Source organism: Streptomyces sp. NBC_00353, from assembly GCF_036108815.1.
Classification (GTDB): Bacteria; Actinomycetota; Actinomycetes; order Streptomycetales; family Streptomycetaceae; genus Streptomyces.
Window position 1 is genome coordinate 4,350,608 of record NZ_CP107985.1, and the last position, 26,156, is coordinate 4,376,763.

General features: G+C 68.2%; 22 protein-coding genes. 6 read left to right on the top strand and 16 right to left on the bottom strand.

Going from position 1 to position 26,156, the window contains the following annotated elements:
- The first annotated feature begins 43 nt into the window (after window positions 1-43).
- The 4 genes from OHA88_RS19530 (at window position 44) to OHA88_RS19545 (ending at window position 6,858) form a co-directional block, all read left to right on the top strand.
- Window positions 44-193, top strand: coding sequence for a hypothetical protein (locus OHA88_RS19530; protein WP_328626474.1), 150 nt, complete (start codon window positions 44-46; stop codon window positions 191-193).
- A gap of 177 nt (window positions 194-370) precedes the next feature.
- Entirely contained in the window at window positions 371-4,105 is a 3,735-nt protein-coding gene (locus OHA88_RS19535) for a S8 family peptidase (protein WP_328626475.1), read from the top strand.
- 137 nt (window positions 4,106-4,242) lie between these two features.
- Window positions 4,243-5,235 (top strand): helix-turn-helix transcriptional regulator, encoded by a 993-nt coding sequence (locus tag OHA88_RS19540; protein ID WP_328626476.1) that lies wholly within the window; start codon window positions 4,243-4,245, stop codon window positions 5,233-5,235.
- A gap of 156 nt (window positions 5,236-5,391) precedes the next feature.
- On the top strand, window positions 5,392-6,858 hold the full coding sequence (locus OHA88_RS19545; protein ID WP_328626477.1) for a hydrolase: 1,467 nt from the start codon (window positions 5,392-5,394) through the stop codon (window positions 6,856-6,858).
- A 324-nt stretch (window positions 6,859-7,182) separates the two neighbouring features.
- Here the strand turns inward: OHA88_RS19545 and OHA88_RS19550 are convergent, their stop codons facing one another.
- Both OHA88_RS19550 and OHA88_RS19555 read right to left on the bottom strand, forming a co-directional pair.
- Complete coding sequence (locus OHA88_RS19550; protein WP_328626478.1) at window positions 7,183-7,809, bottom strand: hypothetical protein; 627 nt, start codon at window positions 7,807-7,809, stop codon at window positions 7,183-7,185.
- Window positions 7,809-10,397, bottom strand: a complete 2,589-nt coding sequence (locus tag OHA88_RS19555) for a Flp family type IVb pilin (protein WP_328626479.1) — start codon at window positions 10,395-10,397, stop codon at window positions 7,809-7,811. The genes OHA88_RS19550 and OHA88_RS19555 overlap by 1 nt, the downstream gene beginning before the upstream one ends.
- Window positions 10,398-11,005: 608 nt before the next feature.
- On the opposite strand from OHA88_RS19555, the gene OHA88_RS19560 reads away from it, so the two are divergent.
- Window positions 11,006-11,569, top strand: coding sequence for a dihydrofolate reductase family protein (locus OHA88_RS19560; RefSeq protein WP_266358395.1), 564 nt, complete (start codon window positions 11,006-11,008; stop codon window positions 11,567-11,569).
- Window positions 11,570-11,735: 166 nt separating this feature from the next.
- Here OHA88_RS19560 and OHA88_RS19565 read toward each other — a convergent pair whose 3' ends face one another.
- From OHA88_RS19565 to OHA88_RS19630, 14 genes are all read right to left on the bottom strand, one after another.
- Window positions 11,736-12,386, bottom strand: coding sequence for an OmpA family protein (locus OHA88_RS19565; RefSeq protein WP_328626480.1), 651 nt, complete (start codon window positions 12,384-12,386; stop codon window positions 11,736-11,738).
- A gap of 8 nt (window positions 12,387-12,394) precedes the next feature.
- Window positions 12,395-13,009 carry a hypothetical protein gene (locus tag OHA88_RS19570; protein WP_328626481.1) on the bottom strand — a complete coding sequence of 205 codons (615 nt, stop codon included), beginning with the start codon at window positions 13,007-13,009 and terminating at the stop codon, window positions 12,395-12,397.
- A gap of 31 nt (window positions 13,010-13,040) precedes the next feature.
- Window positions 13,041-13,652 carry a pilus assembly protein TadG-related protein gene (locus OHA88_RS19575; protein ID WP_328626482.1) on the bottom strand — a complete coding sequence of 204 codons (612 nt, stop codon included), beginning with the start codon at window positions 13,650-13,652 and terminating at the stop codon, window positions 13,041-13,043.
- On the bottom strand, window positions 13,652-13,882 hold the full coding sequence (locus tag OHA88_RS19580; RefSeq protein WP_328626483.1) for a hypothetical protein: 231 nt from the start codon (window positions 13,880-13,882) through the stop codon (window positions 13,652-13,654). Before OHA88_RS19580 ends, OHA88_RS19575 begins: the two co-directional genes overlap by 1 nt.
- Window positions 13,883-14,097: 215 nt before the next feature.
- Complete coding sequence (locus OHA88_RS19585; protein WP_328626484.1) at window positions 14,098-15,180, bottom strand: response regulator transcription factor; 1,083 nt, start codon at window positions 15,178-15,180, stop codon at window positions 14,098-14,100.
- A gap of 45 nt (window positions 15,181-15,225) precedes the next feature.
- The gene (locus tag OHA88_RS19590; RefSeq protein WP_328626485.1) at window positions 15,226-16,542 is read right to left on the bottom strand and encodes a sensor histidine kinase; all 1,317 of its coding nucleotides are present in this window, start codon (window positions 16,540-16,542) and stop codon (window positions 15,226-15,228) included.
- Window positions 16,543-16,593: 51 nt separating this feature from the next.
- Window positions 16,594-17,481: a DUF5936 domain-containing protein gene (locus OHA88_RS19595; protein ID WP_328626486.1), complete on the bottom strand. Its 888-nt coding sequence runs from the start codon at window positions 17,479-17,481 to the stop codon at window positions 16,594-16,596.
- Window positions 17,482-17,495: 14 nt separating this feature from the next.
- The gene (locus OHA88_RS19600) at window positions 17,496-18,434 is read right to left on the bottom strand and encodes a type II secretion system F family protein (protein ID WP_267002537.1); all 939 of its coding nucleotides are present in this window, start codon (window positions 18,432-18,434) and stop codon (window positions 17,496-17,498) included.
- Window positions 18,435-18,444: 10 nt separating this feature from the next.
- Entirely contained in the window at window positions 18,445-19,782 is a 1,338-nt protein-coding gene (locus OHA88_RS19605; RefSeq protein WP_328626487.1) for a CpaF family protein, read from the bottom strand.
- Window positions 19,783-19,842: 60 nt separating this feature from the next.
- A complete protein-coding gene (locus OHA88_RS19610; protein WP_267002541.1) occupies window positions 19,843-20,211 on the bottom strand; it encodes a TadE/TadG family type IV pilus assembly protein in 369 nt (122 codons plus the stop codon).
- Window positions 20,212-20,214: 3 nt separating this feature from the next.
- Window positions 20,215-20,637 (bottom strand): TadE/TadG family type IV pilus assembly protein, encoded by a 423-nt coding sequence (locus OHA88_RS19615; RefSeq protein WP_328626488.1) that lies wholly within the window; start codon window positions 20,635-20,637, stop codon window positions 20,215-20,217.
- 3 nt (window positions 20,638-20,640) lie between these two features.
- A complete protein-coding gene (locus OHA88_RS19620; protein WP_328626489.1) occupies window positions 20,641-21,942 on the bottom strand; it encodes an AAA family ATPase in 1,302 nt (433 codons plus the stop codon).
- Between the two features lie 7 nt (window positions 21,943-21,949).
- On the bottom strand, window positions 21,950-22,657 hold the full coding sequence (gene cpaB, locus OHA88_RS19625; protein WP_328626490.1) for a Flp pilus assembly protein CpaB: 708 nt from the start codon (window positions 22,655-22,657) through the stop codon (window positions 21,950-21,952).
- Window positions 22,658-22,811: 154 nt separating this feature from the next.
- A complete protein-coding gene (locus OHA88_RS19630) occupies window positions 22,812-23,678 on the bottom strand; it encodes a hypothetical protein (protein ID WP_328626491.1) in 867 nt (288 codons plus the stop codon).
- A gap of 621 nt (window positions 23,679-24,299) precedes the next feature.
- On the opposite strand from OHA88_RS19630, the gene OHA88_RS19635 reads away from it, so the two are divergent.
- Entirely contained in the window at window positions 24,300-26,066 is a 1,767-nt protein-coding gene (locus OHA88_RS19635) for a chitinase (RefSeq protein WP_425895707.1), read from the top strand.
- The last annotated feature ends 90 nt before the right edge of the window (window positions 26,067-26,156 follow it).

Sequence of the window (26,156 nt, forward strand, 5' to 3'; positions counted from 1 at the left end):
AGGATCTCGCGGCTCGTCCCCGCGGGCGGGGCGATCTCGACCGGTGGTCCGGCGCCTGCGCTGCACCGGCGTCCCGCCCCGCTTCCGCGCCGACCCCTGGCTGACCGCCGCCCTCGTCCTGAGCAGCGCGGCGATCCTGTTCCTCGGGGTGTACGGGGTGCTCGACACGCTCGGGCTCACACCCGGCAGTTGAGTCCGGCGGCACGAGGCCACCAAGGGCTTCGCGCTGCAACCGCCGACTCGAACTCAGGTGCGGAAAGTGTGCCCTTGCCCGGATTCGAGCGGTTCACGTCTGGCAAGTCCGCGCCATGGCAAGGACTTGCCGTCATCAGGCCTTCTCGTCGGCGTTACCGGCCGATAGACCCATGGCATGTTCTCCCCCTCACTATCCTCCGCCTTCAGGCGCAGACGCTGGCAGCTGCTCTCGGCCGCCACCGCGGTGCCGCTGCTGGCGTCGGGGCTCGCAGTTCTGCAAGCGCCCGCACAAGCCGCTCCGAGCAAGCCCACCGTTCCCGCCGAACCCTCGGCGACCCACAAGGTCACCCTGGTCACCGGCGACGTCGTCACGGTCACCACGATGGCCGACGGCAAGCAGACCGCCGACGTCGACCGGCCGGACAGCGCCGTCGGCGGCGTAAAGATCCAGGAGATCAAGGGTGACCTGTTCGTCATCCCGGACGAGGCTGTACCGCTGCTGGGCACGGACAAGCTGGACCGGCGGCTGTTCAACGTCACCGACCTGATCGAAATGGGCTACGACGACGCGAAGTCGGCCGCGGTGCCGCTGATCGCGACGTACGCCCAGCCGAAGTCCCGCTCGGCCGTCGAGCCGACGGCCCCTCGCGGCAGCAAGCTGACCCGCAAGCTCAAGGGCATCCGCGGTGCCGTGCTCAGCACCGAGAAGCAGCAGGCCCGCACCTTCTGGACCACCGTCGCGCCGCAGGGCAGCGCGAAGTTGGGCGCGGGTGTGGCGAAGCTGTGGCTCGACGGTCGCGTGAAGGTCAACCTCAAGGAGAGCGTGCCGCTGATCGGCGCGCCCGAGGCCTGGGCGGCCGGGTACACCGGCAAGGGCGTCAAGGTCGCGGTGCTCGACACCGGCATCGACGTCAACCACCCCGACTTCGCCGGCGTGATCGACGGCACGGCCAGCTTCGTGCCGGGTGAGGCCATCACCGACGTCAACGGGCACGGCACGCATGTGGCCGGCACGATCGTCGGTTCGGGCGCCGCCTCCGGGAGCGACAACAAGGGCGTCGCCCCCGGCGCCGACCTGTTCGTCGGCAAGGTGCTCGGCGGCGCGGAGGGCTACGGCCAGGACTCCTGGGTCATGGCCGGCATGCAGTGGGCCGCCGAATCCGGTGCGGACGTCGTCAACATGAGCCTCGGCGACACCTACCCGACGGACGGCAGCGACCCGATGTCGCAGACGGTCGACGCGCTGTCCGAGCAGTACGGCACCCTGTTCGTCATCGCCGCCGGCAATGCGGGCCCGGAGAGCATCTCCGCCCCGGGCGCGGCCGCCTCGGCGCTGACCGTGGCCGCCACGGACAAGCAGGACCAGCTCGCGTCCTTCTCCAGCACCGGCCCGCTGGCCGGCTCCGGCGGCATGAAGCCGGACATCGCGGCACCCGGCGTGGACATCACCGCGGCCCGTTCGCAGGAGATGACCGACGGCGGTGAGGGCCTCTACCGCACCCTCAGCGGCACCTCGATGGCCACCCCGCACGTGGTCGGCGCGGCGGCGATCCTGGCCCAGCAGCACCCGGACTGGACCGGCGCGCAGCTCAAGGAACACCTGATGAGCACCGCGAAGGGCCTGGCCGACGGGTACTCGCCGTACGAGGTCGGTACCGGCCGTGTCGACGTGGCCGCCGCCGTGCGCACCACGGTCCGCGGCACCGGATCACTCTTCTTCGGCAACTACACATGGCCGCACGAGCCGAGCGACGTCGCCGTCAAGAAGGACCTGACCTTCACCAACACCGGTTCCGCCGACGTCACGCTGAACCTGGCGCTGACCGACGACGGCGGCCCGTTCACGCTGGGAGCCACCACGGTGACCGTCCCTGCGGGCGGCACCGCCACCGTCGTGGTGACCGGTGACCCGCAAGCCGCCTCGGCCGGCCGGCACGTCGGCTACGTGATAGGCACCGACGCGGCCACCGGGAAGCCGGTGACCCGCACGTCCGTGGCGCTGCTCAAGGAGGAGGAGCGCTACGACCTGAACATCAAGCTGGTCGGCCGGGACGGCAAGCCCGCTGCCGGCTGGGTCACGGTCAACCTGGCCGGCGACTCCTGGCCGTGGTCGGTCTACGTCGACGGCTCGACCACCATGCGCATGGCACCCGGCCTGTACACCGTCGCGGGGTACATCGACGTGGCCGGCGAGAAGGCGGACCGCTCGGGTCTGGCCGTGCTGGTCGCCCCGGAGACCGTGCTCAAGGACGGCTCCGCGGACGTGGTGCTGGACGCGCGCAAGGCACGCCTGCTGCAGACCGAGGCGCCGCAGCGCACCGAGGACCGCCAGCGCAAGGTCGACTTCAACGTCCACTACAAGGGCCTCGACCCGTTCATGGACTACCGCAGCGCGTACGTGCTGCCGCCGACGTACGACGACGTCTACGTCGCGCCGACGAAGCCGATGAAGCAGGGCGAGTTCCTGCTGACCACCCGCTGGCGCAAGGGCGAGCCACTGCTCAGCCTGAGCACGCCGGGCGGACGGCTCCGCTTCGAGACACTGGTGCAGGCGGGCAGCGCCCTGGGCACCGCCACGGACAGGCTGGACGCCGTCTACGCGGGCAACGGCGCGGCGGCCGCATACAAGAAGGTGAAGGCCAAGGGCAAGGTCGTCGTCATCGGGCGCAGCGACGAGGTCTCGCCGCAGGAGCGCACCGAGGCCGCGGCCGCGGCCGGCGCGAAGGCGCTGATCGTGGTCAACGACGGTGTCGGTGCCCTGATGGAGTACGTCGGCGAGTCGACCATCCCGGTCGCCACCGTGCACCGCGACGCGGGCAGGACCCTTGTCTCGATGGCCAAGGCCGGCAGCTTGAAGCTGACCGCGAGGCAGACCGAGTACACGCCGTTCGTCTACGACCTGACCCGGGACTACCCGGGCAAGGTGCCGGACCGGGCCCTCGTCTACAAGCCGACCAGGGGTGACCTCGCCCGGATCGATGCCCGCTACTACTCGGCCACGGACGGCGGGTCGGCGGAAGGCTACCGGTCCGACTTCACCCTCAGCCCGTCGTTCAACCTCCCCGAAGCCGAGTGGCACCCGGGCACCCGCACCGAATGGGTGACCCCGGGCCAGGTCTGGAGGGAGTTCCACGCGCAGGGCGTCGACGGAGACCTGCCGTGGGTGATGGTGTCGGGCGACAACACGTATGCCAAGGGCAGCACCACCCGTCTGGACTGGTTCGCTCCGGCGACCCGGCCCGGCCAGAGCGAGTCCTTCGGCGTGTACAACTCCCGCTGGCAGAACTACATGACCTGGAACGTGCAGGCATGGGCCTCCGCCAGCGACAACATGCGGCTGGGCGGCTTCCTGGACTGGGGTCGGACGCCGACCCACCTGCAGGTCTTCCAGGGCGACAAGCTGATCCACGAAAACCCGTACAGCACGGACATGCAGTGGATCGAGGTGCCGGCGGGCAATCTTCCCTACCGCGCCGTCCTCGACGCGGAGCGGCCCGGTGACGTCTTCCGGCTGTCGACGCGCACCCACACCGAGTGGACGTTCATGTCCGACACCGTCGACTCGGACTTCTTCGAGCCGTTCTCGGTGCTGAACCTGAACTACAAGCTGGAGTCGGACCTGCACGGCGACGTCAAGGCCAATGCGACCCAGAAGATCGCGCTCAAGCCGGTGTCGATGGACCTCGGTACCGTGCCGGGCAACGTCACCAAGGTGAAGCTGGACGTCTCGTACGACGACGGCGCCACCTGGCAGAAGGTGACGCTGACCAAGGGCGCCCACGGCTACTGGACGGGTTCGTTCAGGACGGACAGGAAGCGCGGCGGCTTCCTCTCGGTCCGCGCGAGCGCCGGGACGGACAGCGGCTTCAGCGTCAAGAACGAGATCATCCGGGCGTACGGCCTGCGATGAACCGCACTGTCGGGCCCCGGGGAGGCGACTCTCCGGGGCCCTTCCCGTCGCACCTGCTCCCAGCAGGAACTATTCAGGGCCTGCCACCGTGGCGCATACTCTCCCCGCTGCGGCAAGGGGAAGGGGGGCCATCGCCGATGCTGGATGTTCTGGGTCTCGAACCCGATGACGAGCGCGTCTACCGGGCGCTGCTCGGACGGCCCGACTCCACCGCGATGCTGCTGTCGGATCTGCTCGTCATAGCGCAGGCCGACGTCGACAAGGCCCTGTCCCGCCTGGTCGGGTGGGGACTGGTGATCAGGTCGGCGGATGAACAGTTCACCGCCGCGCCGCCGGCCATGGCGCTCGGCGCTCTCATCAGCCAGCGCCGGGACGGGCTGCGGACGGCTGAGCAGGCACTGGTGACCTTCGCCGAGGAACACCGGGCGGCGATGACCGGGAGCAGCATCAACGATCTGATCGAGGTCGTCACGGGCGTCGACGCCATCCGTCATCGCTTCCTGCAGGTGCAGCAGGCAGCCCGCACGGAGGTCCGCAGCTTCATCACCGCACCGTTCCTCGCCGTGCCGCCCGACGAGAACACGGCCGAACCCGCGGCCATCGGGCGCGGCGTGCGCTTCCGGGCGGTCCTGGACCGGGCCGTGCTGGCAGAGCCGGGCATCATCACCGATGCGATCGATTCACTGCGCAACGGCGTGCAACTGCGTGTCGCCGACCAGCTGCCGATGAAACTCGTGCTGGCCGACGCCGACCTCGGCCTTGTCCCGCTCGCGGTCACAGCGGCCGGAGAGCCCGGCGCCGTGCTGCTGCACCGCAGCGGCCTGTTGGATGCGCTGGACGCACTGTTCGAGACGGTATGGCGCACCGCCCACCCGCTCGAGCTGTCGGACACCGGCAAAGAAGCCGGAACCACCGTCGAGCTCGGTGCGGAAGGACCGACCGACCTCGACCGAAAGATCCTCGCGCTGCTGCTGGCCGGCCTGACCGACCCGACGGCCGCGACACAGCTCGGTCTTTCACCGCGCACGCTGCACCGGCGCCTGCGCCATCTCATGGACATAGCCGGAGTTCGGACCCGGATGCAGCTCGGCGGTTACGCCGTCCGACACGGCTGGGTGGATCCACGCTGAAGGTCCTGTGCCGGTGCGGACGCGCCCTGTTCCCTCGCCCGTCTCGCCATGTACCGTTCAACCAAGCGTGTTCCAGCCTTCCGGCCGATGCCTTTCTACGCGCGAAGAATCAGCGCCCGCACCGCCTCTCCCCCCACCTTCACGGAGGTATGACGGATGCTCGGATCCAGTAGGTCCCACCGCCGCGTCGCCGGAGTCCTGGCTCTCCTCGGTGCCCTCGTCGCGGGCGCCGCCGTCCAGGCGGCCCCCGCCCCCGCGGCGCCCGCACCGGGCGGCAGCGCACCGGCGACTGCCGCGGCCGCCACTCCCCACCGTGTCCTCTTCGACAACTCCAAGGCCGAGACCGCCGGCAACGCCGACTGGATCATCGGTACCAGTCAGCCGGACCCGCTTGGCCAGGATGCGACGCCCTCGGCGGAGACCGACTGGACGGGGGCGATCTCCTCCTGGGGCGTGGCCCTGCAGAAGACCGGCGCCTACTCGCTGAAGACGCTCCCTTCGGGCAACAGCATCACCTACGGCACCGCTTCGGCCCTGGACCTGCAGAATTTCGACACCTTCGTCCTCCCGGAGCCGAACGTCCTGCTGTCCTCGGCCGAGAAGGCGGCCGTGATGAACTTCGTGAAGAACGGTGGAGGCCTTTTCCTGGTTTCCGACCACACCGGCGCCGACCGCAACAACGACGGCTACGACGCGGTCGAGGTGATCAACGACCTGATGACCAACAACAGCGTCGACAGCACGGACCCGTTCGGCTTCTCCGTCGACTCGCTGAGCATCAGCACCGACGACCCCAAAGCCATCAACGACTCCTCGAACGCCGTCCTGCACGGTTCCTTCGGCACGGTCGGCGGCAGCATCATCCGCAGCGGCACGACCGCCACCCTCAAGCCGGCCGACAACCCCGCCGTCAAGGGCCTCGTCTACCGGACCGGTTACTCCGGCAACACCGGCGCCTTCTTCGCCACCAGCAGCTTCGGCAGCGGCCGGGTCGCGTTCTGGGGCGACAGCTCGCCGATCGACGACGGCACCGGCCAGTCCGGCAACACCCTGTACGACGGCTGGAACGACCCCGCCGGCACCGATGCCGCCCTGGCTCTCAACGCGACCGAATGGCTCTCCGGGGCGACCGGCGGCGGGGGTGGCACCACCTGCACGCCGGCGCAACTGCTCGGCAACCCCGGCTTCGAGTCGGGCAGTTCCGCCTGGTCCGCCACCAGCGGGGTCATCACCGACGACAGCGGCGAGGCCGCCCGCACCGGCTCCTACAAGGCGTGGCTGAGCGGATACGGGACCACCCACACCGACACGCTCTCCCAGCCGGTGACCATTCCGGCCGGCTGCGCCGCCACCCTCAGCTTCTACCTTCACATCGACACGGCGGAGACGACCACGACCACGTCCTACGACACACTCAAGGCCCAGGTCGTGAACAGCAGCGGCACGGTTCTGTCCACCCTTGCCACGTACTCCAACCTCAACGCGGCAGGCGGCTACACCCAGCGCAGCTTCAGTCTCGGCGCCTACGCCGGGCAGACGGTGACGGTCAAGTTCACCGGAACCGAAGGGTCCACGCTGCAGACGTCGTTCGTCATCGACGACACCACGCTCAACGTGAGCTGAGTGCGCACGCCCGCTCACGGCGCCCCGGGCCTGTTTGCATCATGAGCAAACAGGCCCTCGGCGAACGTCCTCGCCGCGCACCCTCTTGGCGTCGAGGATCCCCGCAGGAAGTGCATCCGACTTGCTCCACCGCTTCCCGTCCCAGTGCAGAGCGCAGGGACGGTCGCCCGGAGGGGCGTATCTGGTCCCGGTGTACGGGCCGTACTCGATCCCCATGGCCCACACGTCGTCGGCTCCCCGCGCGACGAGCGTCTGCACCTCGGTCCGAGGCCCGACGCACGAGCACGCGTTCGCCCTCCTGGCCTCGCCGTGGGGAGTCACCGCTCAGGCGAGCTCCTGCGCAGCCAGTTCACGGATCTCGGGAGGCAGCGCCTCGTCCGCGGCCAGCCGGGCCAGGGCCTCGCGGCTCTGCGGGACCTCGGCGGTGTTGCGGAGTGCCCACACGGCCTGCTCGGCGGCCATGCCTCGCTGCGCGCACCGCTCGGCAAGCTCCATGACCCATGGAGTGATCGCCGCGGTGTCATCGACCATGAGCCCGCACCAGTACAGGACCTGTTCGGCGATCCAGGCAGAGATGCGGACGGTCCACCGTTCGGTGAAGTCCGTGGTGTCGAAGCCTCTGCGGGCGCACTCCGCCTCGGCCTCGGCCATGCGTTCACGCGTCACGCAGCGGGCGTACGGCATGCGCTCCCGCAACACGTGCCTGATCTCGGTCCATTCGGGCCAGGACGCGTCCTGGCCCAGGAACTTCAGAATCACTTCGGGGGGAGGTTCGGGCGCGGCGAGGGGAGCCGGGGGAAGGCAGGCTTCGAGCACGGCTCGCGCGTAGGCGAGGTTCTCCTGGCTCTCCTCCGTTTCCGGGGGCCAGATGAAGCCGAGGTCCCACGAGTACGGCAGGGCGCGTACGACCTCGGGAAGCAAGGGCTCCTCGCCATCGTCTTCCGTAGTCATCACGAGACTCCCAGGTATTCCATCGCGCTCTTGGGATCCTTCATCTTGCCGGAGTCACGAGCGGCCTGCTTCTCCGCGTCGGTCTTGGAGTTCCACGCGGCGTCCATGTCCTTCAGCTGCTTGGGGGTGACGTCCTGACCGGCGATCCGGACACCGAGGCCGTTGTCAGCGATGGTCTGCGCCGGGGTGCCTGGTGGGGTCGTACCGGTCTTCTTGTCCTTCTGGAAACCGTTGAAGATCTTGTCCCAGTCCTTGGGGGTCTCGATCTGGTAGCGGGCCGCTCGCGGCGGTGTCACTCCGCTCTCCTTGGCCCAGTCGGCCAGCCGCTTGGCCTGAGCAGGGAGGGACGCCTGAGTGGTCGCATTGGCTGTGTTCTTGACCTCCACGACGTGGACCTTGCCGTCCTTGCCCTTGTAGGCGACGTCGACGTCATCGATGGTGCTGACATCGACCGGCTTGCCGTCGCCGAAGTCCACCGCCTTGCGGCCCTTCTGCGCGCCGACACTCGCGTACACCTTGGTGCCCTCGGCGGCGTCCAGGTCGGCGGCGCGCTTTGCTGCGCGGACCTCCGCCATGGCTTCGGCCAACTGGTGGCGGTCGGTGGCCTTGAGGACGGTCCCTCCCAGGGAGCCGCGGCTCTGGGTGTCGATGCGCTTGTCGTTGAGCATGTCGGTGAGATCGTCCAGCGCGGACGCCAGCTCGTCCTTGCCGAATTCACCTCGGCTCAGGTCGGGGTTGTCCTTGGCCCTCGCGGCCAGCTTGTCGATCGCGCCCTCGTTGAGACTGTAGCGCTCGGACTTGGGCGTCTTCTGCTTGTCACTGGCGTCCCGGATGGTCTGCTTGGCCCGGTCGGCCGCGGTGGAGAGTTCGGCACCGTCAGCGGCCCGGTCGGCTTCGTCAGCTTCCTTCTGGGCGTCCCGAGCGTTGTCCGCCTCCTCGCCCTCGCACTTCTTTTTGCCCGCCGCGAGAACGATCAGGGGGGACTCGGCGTGTCCTGCGGCCAGGATTCCCGTGCCGGAGCCGGGCACGCCGCTGGGCTCACGGCCGGTGCCTGCGCCCTCGTACGGCACGAGCCTGGCGGCACCCAGCGCGATGGTGCAACTGCCGTGCTCCTCGGCCTTCTCGGCCGCGTCGTCGGCGTGCTCCTGCGCTTCGTCGGCCGCCTTACGGGCCCCCTTGGCGTCGCCGAGCCCGGCCGCCTTACGGGCCCGGCCCGCGGCGTCCTTGGCCTTGTCGGCTACATCGGCGATGGCTTGGGCGAGCTTGCCCAGCTTGCCGAGTTTGCTGGACTTTCCGGCGACCTTGGCCACGTCGTAGCCGGGGATGAAGAGCGAACCGACATTCCAGATGACGGTGGTGACGGCCTGGGTCTCCTCGCCCCGGTTCCAGGTTTCGCGGACCTCCTCGCCGACGAACATGTCGTCCAGGACCTTGACGCCCGTGTTGACCGAGGCGCCGCCCCAGTCGGTCAGCGCGTCGAAGTAGTCACCATCGGCCCACTTGTCACCGGCGTCCTTGGAATCCGTGCTCCACTTGTCGCCGAGCGATTTCCCGTAGTCAACGATGCCGGAGACGGTGTCGATGGGGTGGACGACGGTGTTCCACAGGTCGGTGACATCGCCCCAGATACCGTCGACGAACAGGCCTTCGCCGACCTGCCCGAGCTGATCGAGGGTGCATCCGAAGAAGCCGGAACATTCCTCCTTCTTCTCCCCTTCCTCGCCCTCGTCGTCGGCTGTCCCCTCCTCATCAGTGGCGATCGGCTCATAGGGGTCAGTAGGATCGCCGGCCTCGCTTGTGGAGCCGGTGTCCTCTCCGCCGCCGGACGCGCCATTGTCGGTGCCATCACCGGTACCGCCACCGTTACCGCCACCAGGACTGTCGCTGGTGCCGTCGTCCGTGTCACCCCCGGTGCCGCCACCGGTCGTACCGCCGGTGACGGTGCCGCCATCCGTCGTCGGGCCGGGCCGATCCTCCGTATCGCTGCCCGCCTCAACCGTCTCCCCACCGTCCCCGGTGGCCGGGCACGAGCTCCCCGTCAGTGAACAGATCGCCGACTGGAGGCCGTTGGTTATCTGTCCGCCGACTCCACTCAACGCCAGCGCGAGAATGATCGCCGCGACCACAGCGATCAGACCGACATATTCCATCGCCGTCTGCCCGCGGTCCCGCCGCCACTTGATCATGTGGGGCAGCGAGAAGGGGGGTCGCTCCGCCCGCTCGCGCTCCGCGAGCCGGAACCACTTCCGGCTCTCCTCCTGACACAGGAACCCGAGAATCACGACAGGCAGAAAGAGCTGAGTGAAACCCTGAACCGAACCGTCACGGATATTGGACAGGCCACCGAGGATCAGCCACGCCTGTACGGCGATCAGGCCCCACCACACCCGGACCCCACCGGTCCAGACGCGCCGCGCCAGCACCCAACCGACAGCCCCCGGCGCGGCCGCGTACGCAAGCAGCCCCAGCAGCGTGCCGTTCACCGCGTCAAGGGAGGCGGCGGTGAGGAACAGGCCGATACCGCCCAGCACGGTCGCCCCGAACAATACGTACACCAGCCAGCGGGCCACCATGAGCGGTTGCGGCATGGGTCGGCGGGGGGCGTCATGGACCTGCCATGACGCTCCGGACCATGGGACACCACCAGAGAAGGACATGACTGACCTCAACCCCCGGAACGGAAACGGCCGTTCATGGTGGCGCGCGGCACCCCACCCCGTGGATCGATCGTACGGTGAGCGAACAGACGCGCCATGGGCCCAAGGGCCCAAACCAGGACCCGAATCCCACCCTTGGCACGCACCGGTGCGGTCGCAACGGGCTGAGGCCGGCCAGGGAGCAGCGAGTGCCCCAGCAATGGCGGACCCGCACCTTGCGGGCTTCAGCTACGCGCCGCACACCCATCAACGGGGCAGGCCCACCCCGGACCACCTGCTGCAACGGCGATGGCCTGGCGCTTGTAGGGTCTCGCCGCCGATGACATGTCGATCTTCTGTGACCTGCTGGTTCTCCGTTGTCTCACCGCGATGTCACCCAAGATCAGTCTCAGATCGATGCCATTTCCTCGGCGGAACGATGAATCTGCGGCTGAGCCACCGAGCACGAGGACTACATGTGAGCTCAGATCGCGCACCGATGAGTTTCCCGCGCCGCGCCGGTCTGTACGCGTGAGACCGACTCACGGAAGGCTGGCACCATGCGGAAACTGATCTACGGCATGAACCTGACCCTGGACGGCTACATCGCCGCGCCCGGCGACGACATCGGCTGGAGCGTGCCGAGCGACGAGCTGTTCCAGTTTTGGTCCGACCAGTTGCAGGCGACCGACCTGTCGCTGTACGGGCGCAAGCTGTGGCAGACGATGAGCTCCTACTGGCCGACCGGCGACCAGCAGCCCAACGCCACCCCGGCGGAGATCGAGTTCGCGCGCCGCTGGCGGGACATGTCGAAGGTGGTGTTCTCCTCGACGATCGACAAGGTCGACTGGAACACCCGCCTGGTCACCGGCGACGCGGTCGCCGAGATCACCCGGCTCAAGGCCGAGGACGGCGGCCCGATGGACATCGGCGGCGCGACGCTCGCCGGGGCGGCCATGCGGGCCGGGCTGATTGACGAGTACGTGCTGGCCACCGCGCCGGTCCTGGTGGGCGGCGGCACGCCGTTCTTCACCGCGCTGGACAACTGGGTGAACCTCAACCTGGTGGAGACGCGGACGCTTCCCTGCGGCGTGATCCTGACCAGGTACGAGACGAGGCGCTGAGCGCCCGTCCTGGGTGACCCGGACTACCGCCCGAGCCACCCAACGAGTGAAGCCCCTGAACTGCAAGTCTCATGGCAGTGGCATTTCTGCCATCCATCTGCCAACTGCCGTGAGATTCTGCCAAGGCTTTTGAGACCCTACACAGGCCCCATGTGGGCGTGCGCCCTCAGGAAGCGTTGCCGCGCGGGAAGGAGACCTCCACGCGCCGGTTCTTCTTCCGGCCCTCTTCGTTGGCGTTGCTGGCGATCGGGTACTGCTCGCCGTAGCCGCGGATCTCGAAGGTGACGTTCGGGTCGAGCGACTGGGCCAGCACCGAATGCACCGCGTCGGCACGCTGCTTGGACAGCACGTCGCCGTGTGCGGAGGAACCGAGATTGTCGGTGAAGCCGAAGACGCGCACCTTGGTGGCGTTCTGCTTCTTGATCTCGGCAGCGACGGCCGCGATACGGGACTTGGCGGCCGAACTCAGCTTCGCGCTGTCCTTGCCGAAGAGGACTTCGGCCTGGAGCGCGAACTTGATGCTCGCGTTGCTGTCCTCGCGACGCTCCTCGCCACCCATGTCCTCGACGACCTGGATGATGTCGAGGACCTTGCCCGGCGCGAGCGTGCCACCGTCGGGCATCTTCAGGTCGGGGTCGTTCCCGTCCACCTTGACGGGTGGCTCCGACGACGCCTCCGTACCGGGAGGCACACTCGGACCGTCGTCCGCGAGGGCGGTCGAGACTCCGAAGACGCTGGTGCCGGCCATGAGCATCGCCACCGCGACGGCGCGCCCCACGGCATGACCTGGCCTGAGCCTTGTGCGTGTACTGGTCATGTCGGCCATCACCCGGAGATCTTCAGAGAGGTGGTGGCGAAGGTCGGCAACGTGAAGTCAACTTCAGTCGTCGTGCTGGGCGGAGCCGGGAACTGCATGAAGACCGGTGTCGACTTCCCCGGCTGGAGCGGGAGAATCCCCGTCGTGCAGAGGCACCGAGAATCCGTGTCCCGGAGGATGTAGTAGCGCTTCTTGCCCACCTTGTCGACCAGCGTGGCGCCGGCGACCGAGTTGGGGTTCTTCGCCACGATGGCGCTCTCGGCACCCGCCCAGCCTGCGGTGTTGCTCGACTGCTGTCCTTCGTTCTTGATCTCTCCTTGGACGGTGACGAACCCGCCGGAGTCGCGCTTCACCTGATTGATGACGAGGGTGAGGCCGCCCTGCCCCTTCACCTCAGCCAGCTTCACATTCGGGTCCACGTTGTCCCCGGCGGAAGTGTCTTCCTTCGCACCCTTGTCCCCGTCGGAGGGCTTGGAGGGTGTGGAGGATGACGACGAAGAAACGGGGTCCTTCGTCTTTCCGCCGTCATCGCTGCCGCAAGCAGTGACGGCGAGGGCCAGTGCCGCCGTCATCGAGACAGCGGCCACCACCCTTCGGGTCCTCGCAGTACGCCGAATGCTCATCGGTTCTGATTCCTTTACTCGTCGTTCGCTGTCAGTCGTCGACCAAGTGGACGGCGAAGATCATCTTGCTCAGAGCGGCCCATGCCTTCTGATCGAAGTCAGTGGGGTCGATCGAGAAGCCATCCCGGCCATCGCACTTGAAGGCCACCGGTTCACCCGGGTCGCCCTTGAACTTGTAGGTGCATCGGAACTCGATGACTGCAGTCGCATCCGCGGTGGCCTGCTTGGTCTCCGTACCGGGGATCACCGTGTCGCCAACCGTGTAGCGGGTCCGGATGCTGACATGCATCTTGTCCTGCAGGTAGCCGTACGTCGGGTAACAAGCTGTGGTGTCAGCCCGGTTAGAGGCGGCGAACCGCTCGGCCTGCATGCAGGGAGCCACCGGGTTGAACATGTAGTCCTGCAGGAACTCGTGGAGCCCGCCCGGTGTCATGAGTGAGGCGACGAACGGAGGCCCCAAGGTGTCACGAGCGTCCTGAGCCGCAGCGAGCACGGCGGCGTCCGCCGCTCCCTGAGCTCCGTTTCGAGTTGCCGATGCCTTACCGACAGCAAAGAACGCGCACGCGAGGAAGAGCAGGCCCGCCACCATCACTACATAGATGGGGAAGGCCTGCCCTGCATCGCCGCGTTTGCGCGTACCCATTAGCCGGCGGTGATGGAGTCCACGAGGCCGGAGATCCGAGTCGAGATCGCGCCACCGATACCCGTCGCCACGATCGCGCCGATGATCGCCACGACCACCAGGATGATGCCGAGGTACTCGAAGGCCGTCTGGCCGCGGTCCTTGGCCTCGTAGCGCTTCTGGATGGAACGGACGGCGGTGGCGGCCCAGCCGTTGACGCGGACGGCGGTCTTCAGGGTGATGTTCGACATGGTGTTCCCCTCCAGGTTCGGCCGACCGGTAGCCGGCCGACTCACACGTTTCTTTGTTGTCGCTTCCGTTACCGGCTTCCTCCTGGCCGGTGCCGTTTGCGACATGAGAAACATACGGCGGAACACCCTGCCCGCCAGAGGGTCCCAGGGCCCAATCCCGGGCCCAAAGGGCCAGTTGGGTCCTGACGCCCGAGTCCTGGGCCCGCGTCCCCGGATCAGCCATGTCCACCACTCCCCCGCGCCGGCGCCGTGCCGAGCCAGCGGGCGATCGCCTCGCTGCGGCTTCCGCTGTGCAGCTTGGTGAAGATGCGGTTGATGTGGTTCTTGACGGTCTTCTCGCTGATGAAGCAGGTGGCGGCGATCTGCTGATTGCTCATGCCGGACGCGATCAGCTCCATGACCTCCACCTCCCGCGAACTCAGCCCGTACTGCTGCCTGTTGGGAGCCACGACCGACCCCCCGGTTGTTGACGACTGTGCCACAACTGGTTGCATTTGCGAAAGACCCTGCGCGGGAAGGGCCGGTCGCGTCGCAGGTGACGGCATTTCGGGGACCGCCAGATGTGCAGGCGCACCGTGTTGCTGCACATACCCGGCGCCCTGCCCGTCGTAGCCGGGGCCCTGGTGGGCAACGCCCGTGGTCAGCGCGGTCCCCAGCCCCTCGGGCAGCTGTCCGCCCTGTGGCCCGGGGCCCTGCCGCATATGGGCCAGGAGCGCGTTCGCCGCGGTGGCGGTGAAGTGGGCCCGGCCGCTCTTGGTGTCCCTCACGGCCTGCACGAGTTGGTCCGCCGTGAATTCCCCGTGCACCAGATAGCCGCCCGCGCCCAGCCGCAGTGCCTCGTGGACGATCTCGCTCTCGCGGCTGTACGTCAGCATCATGACCGGGGCGACCTGCACGAGGTGCGGCAGCGCGGAGATGCCGTCGACCCCCGGCATGCGGACATCGAGCAGGACGACGTCCGGGCGGTGCTGAACGGCCATGTCGTATGCCTGGCGGCCGTCCGCGGCCTCCGCCACGACTTCGATGTCCTCACGGCCGGAGAGCAGCACGCCCAGGCCGGCCCGGACCACCGGATTGTCGTCGGCGACGACGACCCTCAGCGGGCCGGTCACCGGCGCCGGAGGGGCGGCGGGGAAGGGGGGAGGCATGGCCTCGGATGCCGCGGACTGCTGGGGGACGGGGAACCCGGAGGAGCTGAGCTCCGAGTTGAGCGGGGTGACGTGCGAGGACGTGTGCTGGGAGGCGTGGTTCTGTGCGGCCCAGTTCTGGCCCGACGCGCGGGAGACGTCGTCCGGCATCTGCGACCTCCTCTCAGGTTCTTGGGGGGGGTGGGATGGAGCGGGTCAGTTCATCTGTGGTGCGTGGGGGCCGGCTGCGAGAGCGGCCACCGGAAGTTCCAGACGTACTTCCGTACCCTTGGCCGCCTTGCCTTTGCCGATGCGGATACGGGCTCCGATGGACGCGGCACGTTCGACCATGCCGACGAGGCCGAAGTGGCCGGCGCGCTTGAGGTCGTCGAGCGTCGTGCCCGGGGGCAGCCCGCGCCCGTCGTCGTACACGCTGACGCGCAGGACATCGCCCTTCACACCGGCCAGCACGATGAGATAGGTCGGGTGGGCGTGGCGATGGGCGTTCTCCATCGCTTCGGAGGCGACGGTGAGCAGCTGGCGGGCGACCACCTGCGGCACGAGCGGGACCGGGGCCTCGTTGAGCATCCGGAAGGTGGCCGTGAGCCCACGGCGACGGGTGAAGTCGTCGGCTCTGGCGCGGAGTTCGGAGACGACGTCCACACCTCCGTCGAGTCCGGAGTCGCGGCGCAGGTCGGAGAGCAGTTCCCGCGACTCCGCCGCTGCCCGGCGGGCGGAGCGTGCGACCAGTTCGGCCTGGTGCTTGACGGTGAGCGGGTCCATCCGGTCGGAGGAGCTGGCCAGGCCGTCGGCGGCCAGCGCCAGGCCGTGCAGGGTCTTGGCCACCGAATCGTGCATCTCGCGGGCGAGCCGGGTGCGCTCGCCCTCCACGGCCTCGTTCACGGCCAGCCGGGCCCTGGTCTCGGTGAGGGCCTGGCTGGCTGTGCCGAACCGGAGAAGGAGATTGCGAAGGGTGACTCCGACGGCGCCCGCGATCACGCAGAAGCCGGGCAGGAGCAGCGCGGTGGCGTCGCCGGCCTGCAGCCTCGAGTCGGTCCCGTACACGCCGAAGACGATCAGTGTCTGGAGCGCCGCGAAGACCGCCGCGCCCCGCCAGCCGTAGACGAGTCCCGCCAGCAGCGGGGTGCACACGGTGACATAGGCGAGCGTGGACTCGGGCGTCGCGGTGATCAGCAGCAGGGCTCCGAACAGTGCGTCGATGCCCAGCAGCCAGGGGTGGCGCAGGAGAACGGGCCCGAAGCGTTCCCAGTCCCGGAAGAGGACGTACGAGCCCATGAAGGTGACGAGGACGGCCGAGCCGATCAGCCAGGTGGCCGCGCCCGACGCCGTGTGATCGATCGCGAACGGAGTGGCTATGGCGATCATCGCAAGCCGGAAGCCGAAGACCTGGCGGCACATGGCCTGGAGCGCGTTGAGCTGGATCGCGAACGCCGGGCGCGCCCCGGGGTCGGCCATCGCCTGACGCACCTCGGCGGTCAGTCCGAGTTGTGAACTGCCGAGCTGGAACGACATGAGCCTGTCACCTCCCCCTGGTCATCGTGCTCAAGATCCCCGTCATGCATGTCATCCGCCCGTGAGGAAGCTGAAGTCGACGTCGGCTCCGTAGACGAAGCCGACCGTCAGCAGGACCAGGGTTCCCGGGAGCAGGAAGGTCGTGACCGCGAAGGTGGCCTTCGGAACGGCCCTGGCGGCCTTCCGGCGGGCGTTCTGGGCATCCGTACGCCGCATGTCGTTGGCGATCTGGATCAGTGTGTCGACGATCGGGGCGCCCAGCTCCTCGCCCTGCTGGAGCGTGGTCACGAACATCGCGACCTGTTCCGAGTCGTTGCGCTTGCGCAGCTCCTCGAAGGCCTGGCGACGACTGACACCCATGTCCATCTGACGCAGGGTGATACGGAGTTCGTCGGCCCACGGGCCCTCGTACTTGTCGGCGACGCGCCCCAGTGCCTGGCGGAAGCCGAGGCCCGCCGAGACGACGACCGCCAGCACGTCGAGGAAGTCGGGGAGCGTCCGCTCGATGTGGTCCTTGCGGACCCGGACCGCCGACCAGATGCCGACCTCCACCCAGAACAGACCGAAGCCGATCAGCAGAAGGGAGAGGAAGAGCTGGCCGCGCAGGATCATCGAGAAGGCGCCGAGCAGGCCGAGGACACCGTAGACGAAGCGGCGGGCGGCGTAGCGGTCGATGGTCAGACCACCGGGGTTGCCCGCCATGTCGATCTGGCGGCGCTTCTTGTTGACGGCCTTGGGGCCCATCATCCTCAGCACCATGGGGGCCCAGCGCATGCCGAGCCGGTCGATGCCGGAACCCACCGCGCCGGTGCGGGTGGCGCCGACCTCCAGGGCGATGGCGAGGTCGCCGGGGAGTTTGGCGTCGGCCCGGTACATCCGGATGCCGGCGATGGCTCCGAACACCGCGAGACCCACGACGAGCGCAAGCAACAGGTCCATGTCAGCTCCTCCCCTCAGACGTCGATACGGGACATGCGTCGGATCACGATGAATCCGATCGTGTACAGGACGAGGGAGACGATCACGGCGACCTGGCCGATGAGGGCTCCGGTCATCCGGTCGAGTGCGCCCGGCATCACCGCGTTCATCAGGAGCATCGCGCCGAAGCCGAAGACCGGGACGGCGTAGGCCGTCACGGTCACCTGTGACAGCTGCGTCTTCACCTCACGGCGGGTCTCCTTGCGCTCCTCCAGCGTCTCCGTGAGGTTGCGCAGCGAGCTGACGACCGTACCGCCGGCCCGGTTGGACAGGACCAGGGTCGTCACCAGAACGACGAGCTCGCGCGACGGCAGCCGGTCGGTCAGCTCGCTCATCGCGTCGTCGAGCGATTCGCCGACGGCGAGGCGGCGGGCGACGCGGGCCAGTTCCTCCCCGGCCGGGTCCTCCATCTCGTCCGCCGCCATGCTGATGGCGGTACGCAGGGCGAGGCCGGCCTGGGTGGCGTTGGCGAGGATGCGGGAGAGCTCGGGAAGCTGGTTGATGAAGCGTTCGGTGCGCTTGGTCCGCTGCCAGTTCAGGAAGGCATTGGTGCCCCAGAGGCCGATGAGCGCCGCGACCGGGCCGAAGAAGCTGGCGAGGATCGACGAGGCGGCCATCCAGAGTCCGGCCATGGCGACGAGCGCGTAGACGAAGAACTCGCCCGGGGTGATCTCCAGGCCCGTGGCGGCGAGCTTCAGCTCCAGCTTGCGGCCCAGGCCCGTCTTGCGCAGCCTGCGGTCGACGCCCTGGAAGCGGCGGTGTCGCCCGGCTGCCGGGATCTGGCCGGTGTGCGACAGCCGGTCGACGAGGGCGTCCCGGTCGGCCTTCCCGCCGGAGTAGGCGTGCAGGCCCATGACGCCTGTCACGCCGAAGAGCAGTGTGACGCCGATCGTGAGCAGAGGGAGATTGTTCATGGCGCGGTACCTACTTGGCCTCTCGGGTGGCGAGCTGTTCGTCGGACGCGGCGACTCCGAAGGCCTGCGGGATGGGCTGGCTGGCCATGTAGAGACGGTCGGCGATCTTGCGCGGGAGCGGGAGGTACTGGAACTGGCCGTGGATCCGCCCGTCGGCGGCCATCGGCTGGGCGTTGAACCGGGCGACGGACACGATCCGGTAGGCGTCGCGGCCGTGCGAGTCGAGGACGGCGATCTCGGTGACCTTGCGGGAGCCGTCGGCGTGCCGGGTGAGCTGGACGATGACGTCGACCGCGCTGTTGATCTGGTCGTGCAGCGCCTCGAACGGGATCTTGATCTCCGACATCGAGGCGAGGGTCTGCAGACGCATGAGCGCGTCCTCGGCGTTGTTGGCGTGGACGGTGGCGAGCGAGCCGTCGTGACCCGTCGACATCGCCTGGAGCATGTCGAGCGATTCGCCGCCACGGACCTCACCGACGACGATCCGGTCGGGCCGCATACGCAGGGAGTTACGAACCAGGTCACGGATGGTGATCTGGCCCTTCCCCTCGACGTTCGCCGGGCGGGACTCCAGCCGGATCACATGGCTCTGCTGGAGCTGGAGTTCGGCGGAGTCCTCGATGGTGACGATGCGCTCGTTGTTCGGGATCAGACCGGAGAGTGCGTTGAGGAGCGTCGTCTTACCCGTACCGGTGGCACCGGAGACGATGATGTTGAGCTTGGCCTGGACGAGCCCGGACAGCAGGATCAGCATCTGCTCGTCGAGCGAGCCGACGTTGATCATCTCCTGGAGCGTGAACGCACGCGGGAACCGTCGGATGGTGAGCGTCGCGCCGGTCAGGGAGAGCGGCGGGATGATCACGTTGACACGCTCACCGCTGGGCAGACGCGCGTCGACCATCGGATTCTGCTCGTCCACCCGGCGGTTGACGGTCGACACGATGCGCTCGATGGTCTGCATCAGCTGCTCGTGCGAACCGAACCGCATCGGGAGCTGCTCGACCTTGCCGCTGCGCTCCACGAAGATCTGGTCCGGTCCGTTCACCATGATTTCGGTGATGGACGCGTCCTCGAGGAGCGGTTCCAGGATGCCGAGGCCGAGGGCCTCGTCGACGACGCGGCGGATCAGCTGGGTGCGTTCGACGGTCGAGAGGACCGGGCCCTCACGGCTGATGATGTGGCTGAGTACGCGCTCCAGGCGGGCCCGCCGGTCGGCGGCGGCCAGCGAGGACATCTCCGCGAGGTCGATCTCCTCGAGCAGCTTGGCGCGGTAGGTGGCCACCATGTGGCTGTCCTCCCGCCCCCCGCTGTTCTTCTCGGGGGCGGTGATGCGGGCCCGCAGGCTCATTCCGTAACTCCCTTGATCCGACGTGCAGATGGTGCTCCGGCCGCGCGATGCGGGGCTCGGTCACTCCCGGGGGAAGGTGGAGCTTCGCTCGGCGTAGCCCCAGCTGAGTCCAGGGACGACGGAGGGGATCTTGACGCGCGCGGTGTACGTCACCTCGTCGATGCCGTAGCTCGGGGTGAAGAGTGAGTCGTCGGCGAGCCAGTCGCTCATCGCCTCCCGGCCCGCCAGTTCGGGAAGCGTCAGCGGCATGTCGTGGCTGGCCGTACGGGCCGCCGCGCGGGCGCCCGTGCCGGCCTGGTTGGCCGTGTACGCGGCCACGCCCAGCTGGATCGCCAGGAGACCCACCAGGAGCAGCAGCGGGATGAAGCCCATGTACTCGATGGCCACCTGGCCGCGGTCGCGTCGGGATGTGCCTGTGCGCTCGCTCATCGGTCAGCCCTCCGTCGGCGACGCGGCTTCGCCGGTGATCGTCATCGGCCAGTTGAGTACGCCGGGCACCAGGACCGGCACCTTCAGGCTGACCTCGGCCTTGTACAGAGTGGGCGTCGCCCGGCAGTGCGTTCTCGACTTGCTCTCCCAGGCGTCCGGCAGGTCCTCCCGGGCCGCGCGCTTGCAGGCCAGCGTCGGAAGGTACTCCGCCCCGGTACCCGCCCGGGCGGCCTCGTCGGCCGCGTTCGACGCCAGGCTGAACGTGTAGCCGATCAGCGCGCACTGCCAGAGCGCGATCAGTAACAGGATGATCAGCGGCGTGACGCCCACGAACTCGATGGCGGTCTGGCCGCGATCCCGCCCACGGAAGGAATCACCGTCACGCCTCCTCCGTATCCTCAGGCCTCTCATCTCGGTGGCTGCCATCGGTCAACGTGTCCCCTCGGTCGTCCCACGGCCCCCGGAGTCACCGTCGCGCCGTCTGCGCGGGCGCCCGATGGAGCCTCGGTCGTTCTTGAACTTTCCGGAGTTCTTCCCGCCGCTCCTGTCTGCGCCGGCGGGGAGCTTGACGATCCCCAGTTCTCCGGCCAGGCCCCAGAGCGCCTGCTTCACCGTGCTCTTGGCGTCGAGTTCGTGCATCCGGCCCGCGTCGACGGCGCCCTGGAGTTCCTTGAAGTTCGCGGGAATCGCCGTGTTCGCCATCCGGGTCCCGGTGATCTTCTCGATCAGCGGCGGCTGGATCTCGGTGTTGCGGATGAACCGGTTGACGAGCGTGAGCGTCTCCTCCGCCTTACGGATCTGGAGCCGCTCCCACATCCGTACGGTGCGCTTCGCGCCGCGCACCGCGATCACGTCCGGGGTGGTGACCAGAACCGCCGTGTCGGCCATTTCGATGGCTGCCGCGCCGGCTCCCTGGAGCTGGCTGCCGCAGTCGATGACCACCACCTCGTACCGCGAACGCAGGGCGCTGACGATCTGGCGGGCCGACCGGTCGCTGACCTCCTCGCCGCGCTCGCCCTCGCCCGGCGCCAGCAGCAGGGCGAGCCCGCTGCTGTGGCTGAACACGGCGTCGGACAGGACGCGGGGCGATATGTCGGCGATCGCGGCCAGGTCGACGATGGAGCGCCGGAACTGCACGTCGAGGTACGAGGCGATGTCGCCGGACTGGAGGTCCATGTCGACCAGCGCGACGGTCTGCCCCGACGCCTGTGACGCCAGGGCGAGCTGGACCGCCGTGACGGTCGCCCCCACACCGCCCTTGGCACCGCTGACGGTGATCACGGTGCCACCGGGCCCGGTGAAGACGTCACCTCCGGAGCCCAGGTGGCGGCGGACCCCGACCGACCACTGGGCGGCGGACTGGACCCGGTTGGCGAGTTCCTCGTAACTCACCGGCAGGGTGACCAGGCCACGGGCGCCCGACTCCATCGCCGCGGAGAACAGCCCGGGGCTGGCATCCGCGGTGATCAGCACGACCCCGATGGCGGGGAAGCGCAGGGAGACCTCCCGGATCAGCTCCAGAGCCGGCACCGGACCGATCCGCTCATGGACCAGCACGACCTCGGGCAGCTCGTCGATCGACTCGCCCGCGAGGCGGGCGAGGGTGTCGATGAGCTGGGTCGAGTCGCCGACCGGTGCGGCCGGCTCTGCGTCGGGCAGCTGGCTGAGCAGGGTGGTGACGGATCTGGCCGCGTCGGGGTCCCCGACGGCCGGGAGGATCCTTGTGGTCATTCGATCCTCACTTGTCCTTGTCGAGCGTGTAGGTGCGGTCGCCCGGTCGGATGGTGCTGTCGCTGCCGGAGGCCAGGAGCGCGAGGCGTACGTGCTCCGCGAAGGACTCGGCGTAGGCGATGCGCTGGGTGTCGAGCGTGTTGAGCGCGAACGTGATGGGGACGGCCTCGGTGCCCATGTTCGACTTGGCGTCCCGGCCGGGCTCCAGGGCGGTCAGCTTGCCGACGTCCAGCACCTTGGCGTTGGAGACGATGACCTTCGACTGGGACGGGGCGCCGTCCTGCTCGCCGGCGAACGTGGCGTAGATGTTGACCGTCGAACCGGGGGTGATCTTGCCGGCGACGCCGGTGGCGGCGTCGATCATGATGGCGATCTCCTGCTCACCGGGCTGCAGTTCGGGACTCTTCTGCATCATGTCCGACTGGAGCAGCGAGCCCTTGCGCAGTTGTGTGACGGCGATCTTTCCGTTGACCTCGGAGAGGTCGGTCACGGCGTTGGTCGACAGCCAGCGCTTCGGCATCTTGATCTTCTCGAACTGTCCGGAGGACAGCGCCGTGTAGGGGGCGATGTCGGACTTCAGCTGGTAGGCCGCCACCTCGGGGCCGACCTTCGAGTTGACGTCACTGATCACCGAGAGCACGCCGGCGAAGGCGCCGAAGGCGCACAGGACCGACAGGAGCAGGAGTATCACGCCGCGGCGCTGGCGGGAGTTCATGGGCCGGACAACCTCGTTCGTATCGGATGCGTGGGGCAGCGGACAGAAGGATGCGCGGTGGCTGGGCTTACGTCGGGAAGTCGGTCGGGATTCGCGTACGGGACCGTTCCCGTACTACGTCTGCATCTACGCGTGTTGCGGAAATGCAGGGACGTCACGACCGTGCCTGCACGGCCGCTCCTTGGTTCAGGACACTTCCGGGGTGCATTCGGTTCTCGGGTGGAGGAAGTGGTGAGGAACAGAACCCACAACGATCTCCGATGAGTTCCATTCCGCACCAGTGACAGTTCTCGCGCCTTACGGACGCCACCAGTTGGTACAGAACGGAGATGTCCGGAAGATAGGCGGCAAATTCCACCAGTTTTCCGGTTCCCCACCAGCGGGAGGAGTCGGAAGGCAGAGTGGCCTCCTGAATGGCCTGGACCTTCCAGGCGGGAGCCAGATTCTTGTGCACCCAATCCGACTGCGACTGGCCCTTGGCGATCAGCAGATGCGTCCCGAACTCCGGCCCGGACGGCGGCTCCACGGCCGGTCCGACCTTGACGAGCTGCGGGTTCGGCCCCGCGACCACGGCGAACTGGGAGCCGGGCACCCATGATTTGGCATGCGTCTTGAGACTGACCGGAACCCGGTCCAGCTTGGTGACCGAGTTCAGCAGGGCGCCCGCGTAGATGTAGTGCGGCAGCAGCCGGGCGGCGGAGGCGACCACTCCGGGACTGAAGTCGCAGATCGACAACTGGCGCAGCTGTCTTACCAGTACGGCGATTCCGAGCGGCGGAAGATCCACCTTGAGCAGGGCGATGCGATCGCTCTCCAGGACCGATCTGACGGAATGCAGCCTGCGCTCGTGGGCGACCGGAAGGCCGGCCGAGTAGACGGCGACGACATAGCCGTGCTGCTCCAGCAGCACATGCATGTCGCTGATCGCCAGATCCATCGTCTGGTCTTCCGGAGCCTGCAACAAGGCCGCCGTGGGTGTCTGCTGGTCGGTCGGTGGTAGTACAAGATCAGCACTGGTCACTGCTATTGCGGTCGGCACGCTGGTCCCCGTTCGGCTCCGGCCACCGTCGCGCTGACGGCGGCCGCAATCGCTCCTGCTCCGTGCTTCTGCCACAGCACTTTATCCACGTCTTACCAGCCAGAGAACACCTTTCGTGGACCAGTACAGCTACATCCGGGCAACACCCTCGCGACAGGCCGGCGGCAGCCAGGTGCGAAATCGGGCGAAACAGAGAGTCGTTAACTCCTGTACCACTGCGGAGGGTTACCGAAACGCGTTCCGATTTTCGTTGGCCTGAATTCATTCGCGCACGTCAGAATGGATCTCGGCTACCGGCGTCTCATTCCGGCGGTGCGAAATCCGTCACCGTCCGGCCACCCAGGCCGCCCCCGCCCGCCGACCGCCCGACTCGCCGGTGAGAGACGCCGATCGGGTCCCGGAATGGGCGCCCGCAACGATCCGGAACCCGGCCGGCGCCCCCCTGCCGCACGCCTCACCGGAACCCGTAGTCGCCAGAGGTCTTGACAACTCGATTGGTCTGGACCAGCTTTGTCGGCCAACGGTGGCCACCGTTCTTCAACGCACCTCCACGCCCCGCACGTTCACTCCCGTGTCGCACCCCCGGCACCCGCCTGCATCCCGATGCATCCCCGGCATCCCCAACTCCCCCACGGAGGCAAGCAAGTGGAACGCTCACCCGGCACCCGGCACGGCAGACGCCGCATCCGCCCGGTCCTCGGTTCCGTCATGGCCGTCGTCGCCGCAGCGGCGCTGACCGTCACCGGCCTCGTCGGCACCGCCCAGGCCGCCGACGTCAACAACGCCAAGAACGCGGGCTTCGAGTCCGGGCTCGCCAACTGGACCTGTTCCAACGGCAGCGGCACCACCGTCTCCTCCCCCGTGCACGGGGGAGCCGCGGCCCTGAAGGCGACCCCGGCCGGCCAGGACAACGCCCAGTGCACGCAGACCGTGGCCGTGAAGCCCAGCTCCACGTACGCGCTCAGCGGCTGGGTGCAGGGCGGATACACGTACATCGGCGCGACCGGCACCGGTACGACCGACGTGTCGACCTGGACCCCCGACTCCAGCAGCTGGACCAAACTCTCCACAAGCTTCACGACCGGCCCGAACACCACCTCGGTGACCGTGTACCTCCACGGCTGGTACGGGCAGGCCCCCTACCTCGCCGACGACATCTCCGTCACCGGCCCGGACGGGGGCGGCGGCGGTGACCCGGCGCCGACCGTGCCCGCCACCCCGGCCGGTCTCGCGGTGGGCTCCGTGACCTCGTCCTCCGTGGCCCTGTCCTGGAACGCGGTGTCCGGCGCGACGGGCTACAACGTCTACCAGAACGGCACCAAGGTGCAGTCGGTGAGCGGAGCCTCGGCCACCGCGACGGGGCTGACCGCCTCGACCTCGTACTCCTTCCAGGTGTCCGCGACCAACGCGGCCGGTGAGTCCGCCAAGTCTGCGGCGGTGACCGGCACCACCTCGGCCACGGGTGGCGGCGGGGGCGGCGGGACCGTGCCCAAGCACGCGGTGACCGGCTACTGGCAGAACTTCAACAACGGCGCCACCGTCCAGAAGATCAGCGATGTACCGGCCAACTACGACATCATCGCGGTCTCCTTCGCCGATGCGACCGGTACGCCGGGCGGTGTCACCTTCAACCTCGACTCGGCCGGGCTCGGTGGCTACACCGTCGACCAGTTCAAGGCCGACATCAAGGCCAAGCAGGCAGCCGGCAAGTCCGTGATCATCTCGATCGGCGGTCAGAACGGCACCGTCTCGATCAACGACGCCACCTCCGCGACGAACTTCGCGAACTCCGTCTACTCGATGATGCAGACGTACGGCTTCGACGGCGTCGACATCGACCTGGAGAACGGCCTCAACTCCACCTACATGACGCAGGCGCTCAGGTCCCTCTCGTCGAAGGCGGGCTCCAAGCTCGTCATCACGATGGCGCCGCAGACCATCGACATGCAGTCGACGTCGAACGAGTACTTCAAGACGGCGCTCAACATCAAGGACATCCTGACCGTCGTCAATATGCAGTACTACAACAGCGGTTCGATGCTCGGCTGCGACGGCAAGGTCTACTCGCAGGGCTCGGTGGACTTCCTCACCGCGCTCGCCTGCATCCAGCTGGAGGGCGGCCTCGCGCCGGCCCAGGTCGGGCTCGGGCTGCCGGCCTCGACCAGTGGTGCGGGCAGCGGCTACGTCTCCCCCACGATCGTGAACAACGCCCTGGACTGCCTGGCCCGCGGCACGAACTGCGGTTCGTTCAAGCCGTCCAGGACGTACCCGGGTCTGCGCGGCGCGATGACCTGGTCGACCAACTGGGACGCCAAGTCGGGCAACGCCTGGTCGAACGCGGTGGGCCCACACGTGCACGCCCTGCCGTAACCACCGTCCGGTACCAGTGACCAGCAGCGCCGCCGCTCCCCCGGTGGCGCTGCTGCATGTCCGCCTCCGGGCGTCGCCCCGTGGCCTCCT

Excerpts from the sequence above, each read along its gene's own strand:
- OHA88_RS19535 (WP_328626475.1), top strand. The coding sequence starts at position 371 with ATGTTCTCCCCCTCACTATCCTCCGCCTTCAGGCGCAGACGCTGGCAG.
- OHA88_RS19540 (WP_328626476.1), top strand. The coding sequence starts at position 4,243 with ATGCTGGATGTTCTGGGTCTCGAACCCGATGACGAGCGCGTCTACCGG.
- cpaB (WP_328626490.1), bottom strand. The coding sequence starts at position 22,657 with ATGAACTCCCGCCAGCGCCGCGGCGTGATACTCCTGCTCCTGTCGGTC.
- OHA88_RS19565 (WP_328626480.1), bottom strand. The coding sequence starts at position 12,386 with ATGACCAGTACACGCACAAGGCTCAGGCCAGGTCATGCCGTGGGGCGC.
- OHA88_RS19610 (WP_267002541.1), bottom strand. The coding sequence starts at position 20,211 with ATGAGCGAGCGCACAGGCACATCCCGACGCGACCGCGGCCAGGTGGCC.
- OHA88_RS19550 (WP_328626478.1), bottom strand. The coding sequence starts at position 7,809 with ATGACTACGGAAGACGATGGCGAGGAGCCCTTGCTTCCCGAGGTCGTA.
- OHA88_RS19560 (WP_266358395.1), top strand. The coding sequence starts at position 11,006 with ATGCGGAAACTGATCTACGGCATGAACCTGACCCTGGACGGCTACATC.
- OHA88_RS19590 (WP_328626485.1), bottom strand. The coding sequence starts at position 16,542 with ATGTCGTTCCAGCTCGGCAGTTCACAACTCGGACTGACCGCCGAGGTG.
- OHA88_RS19620 (WP_328626489.1), bottom strand. The coding sequence starts at position 21,942 with ATGACCACAAGGATCCTCCCGGCCGTCGGGGACCCCGACGCGGCCAGA.
- OHA88_RS19580 (WP_328626483.1), bottom strand. The coding sequence starts at position 13,882 with ATGTCGAACATCACCCTGAAGACCGCCGTCCGCGTCAACGGCTGGGCC.
- OHA88_RS19585 (WP_328626484.1), bottom strand. The coding sequence starts at position 15,180 with ATGCCGGACGACGTCTCCCGCGCGTCGGGCCAGAACTGGGCCGCACAG.
- OHA88_RS19600 (WP_267002537.1), bottom strand. The coding sequence starts at position 18,434 with ATGAACAATCTCCCTCTGCTCACGATCGGCGTCACACTGCTCTTCGGC.
- OHA88_RS19605 (WP_328626487.1), bottom strand. The coding sequence starts at position 19,782 with ATGAGCCTGCGGGCCCGCATCACCGCCCCCGAGAAGAACAGCGGGGGG.
- OHA88_RS19575 (WP_328626482.1), bottom strand. The coding sequence starts at position 13,652 with ATGGGTACGCGCAAACGCGGCGATGCAGGGCAGGCCTTCCCCATCTAT.
- OHA88_RS19570 (WP_328626481.1), bottom strand. The coding sequence starts at position 13,009 with ATGAGCATTCGGCGTACTGCGAGGACCCGAAGGGTGGTGGCCGCTGTC.
- OHA88_RS19635 (WP_425895707.1), top strand. The coding sequence starts at position 24,300 with ATGCATCCCCGGCATCCCCAACTCCCCCACGGAGGCAAGCAAGTGGAA.
- OHA88_RS19615 (WP_328626488.1), bottom strand. The coding sequence starts at position 20,637 with ATGGCAGCCACCGAGATGAGAGGCCTGAGGATACGGAGGAGGCGTGAC.
- OHA88_RS19545 (WP_328626477.1), top strand. The coding sequence starts at position 5,392 with ATGCTCGGATCCAGTAGGTCCCACCGCCGCGTCGCCGGAGTCCTGGCT.
- OHA88_RS19555 (WP_328626479.1), bottom strand. The coding sequence starts at position 10,397 with ATGCCGCAACCGCTCATGGTGGCCCGCTGGCTGGTGTACGTATTGTTC.
- OHA88_RS19595 (WP_328626486.1), bottom strand. The coding sequence starts at position 17,481 with ATGGACCTGTTGCTTGCGCTCGTCGTGGGTCTCGCGGTGTTCGGAGCC.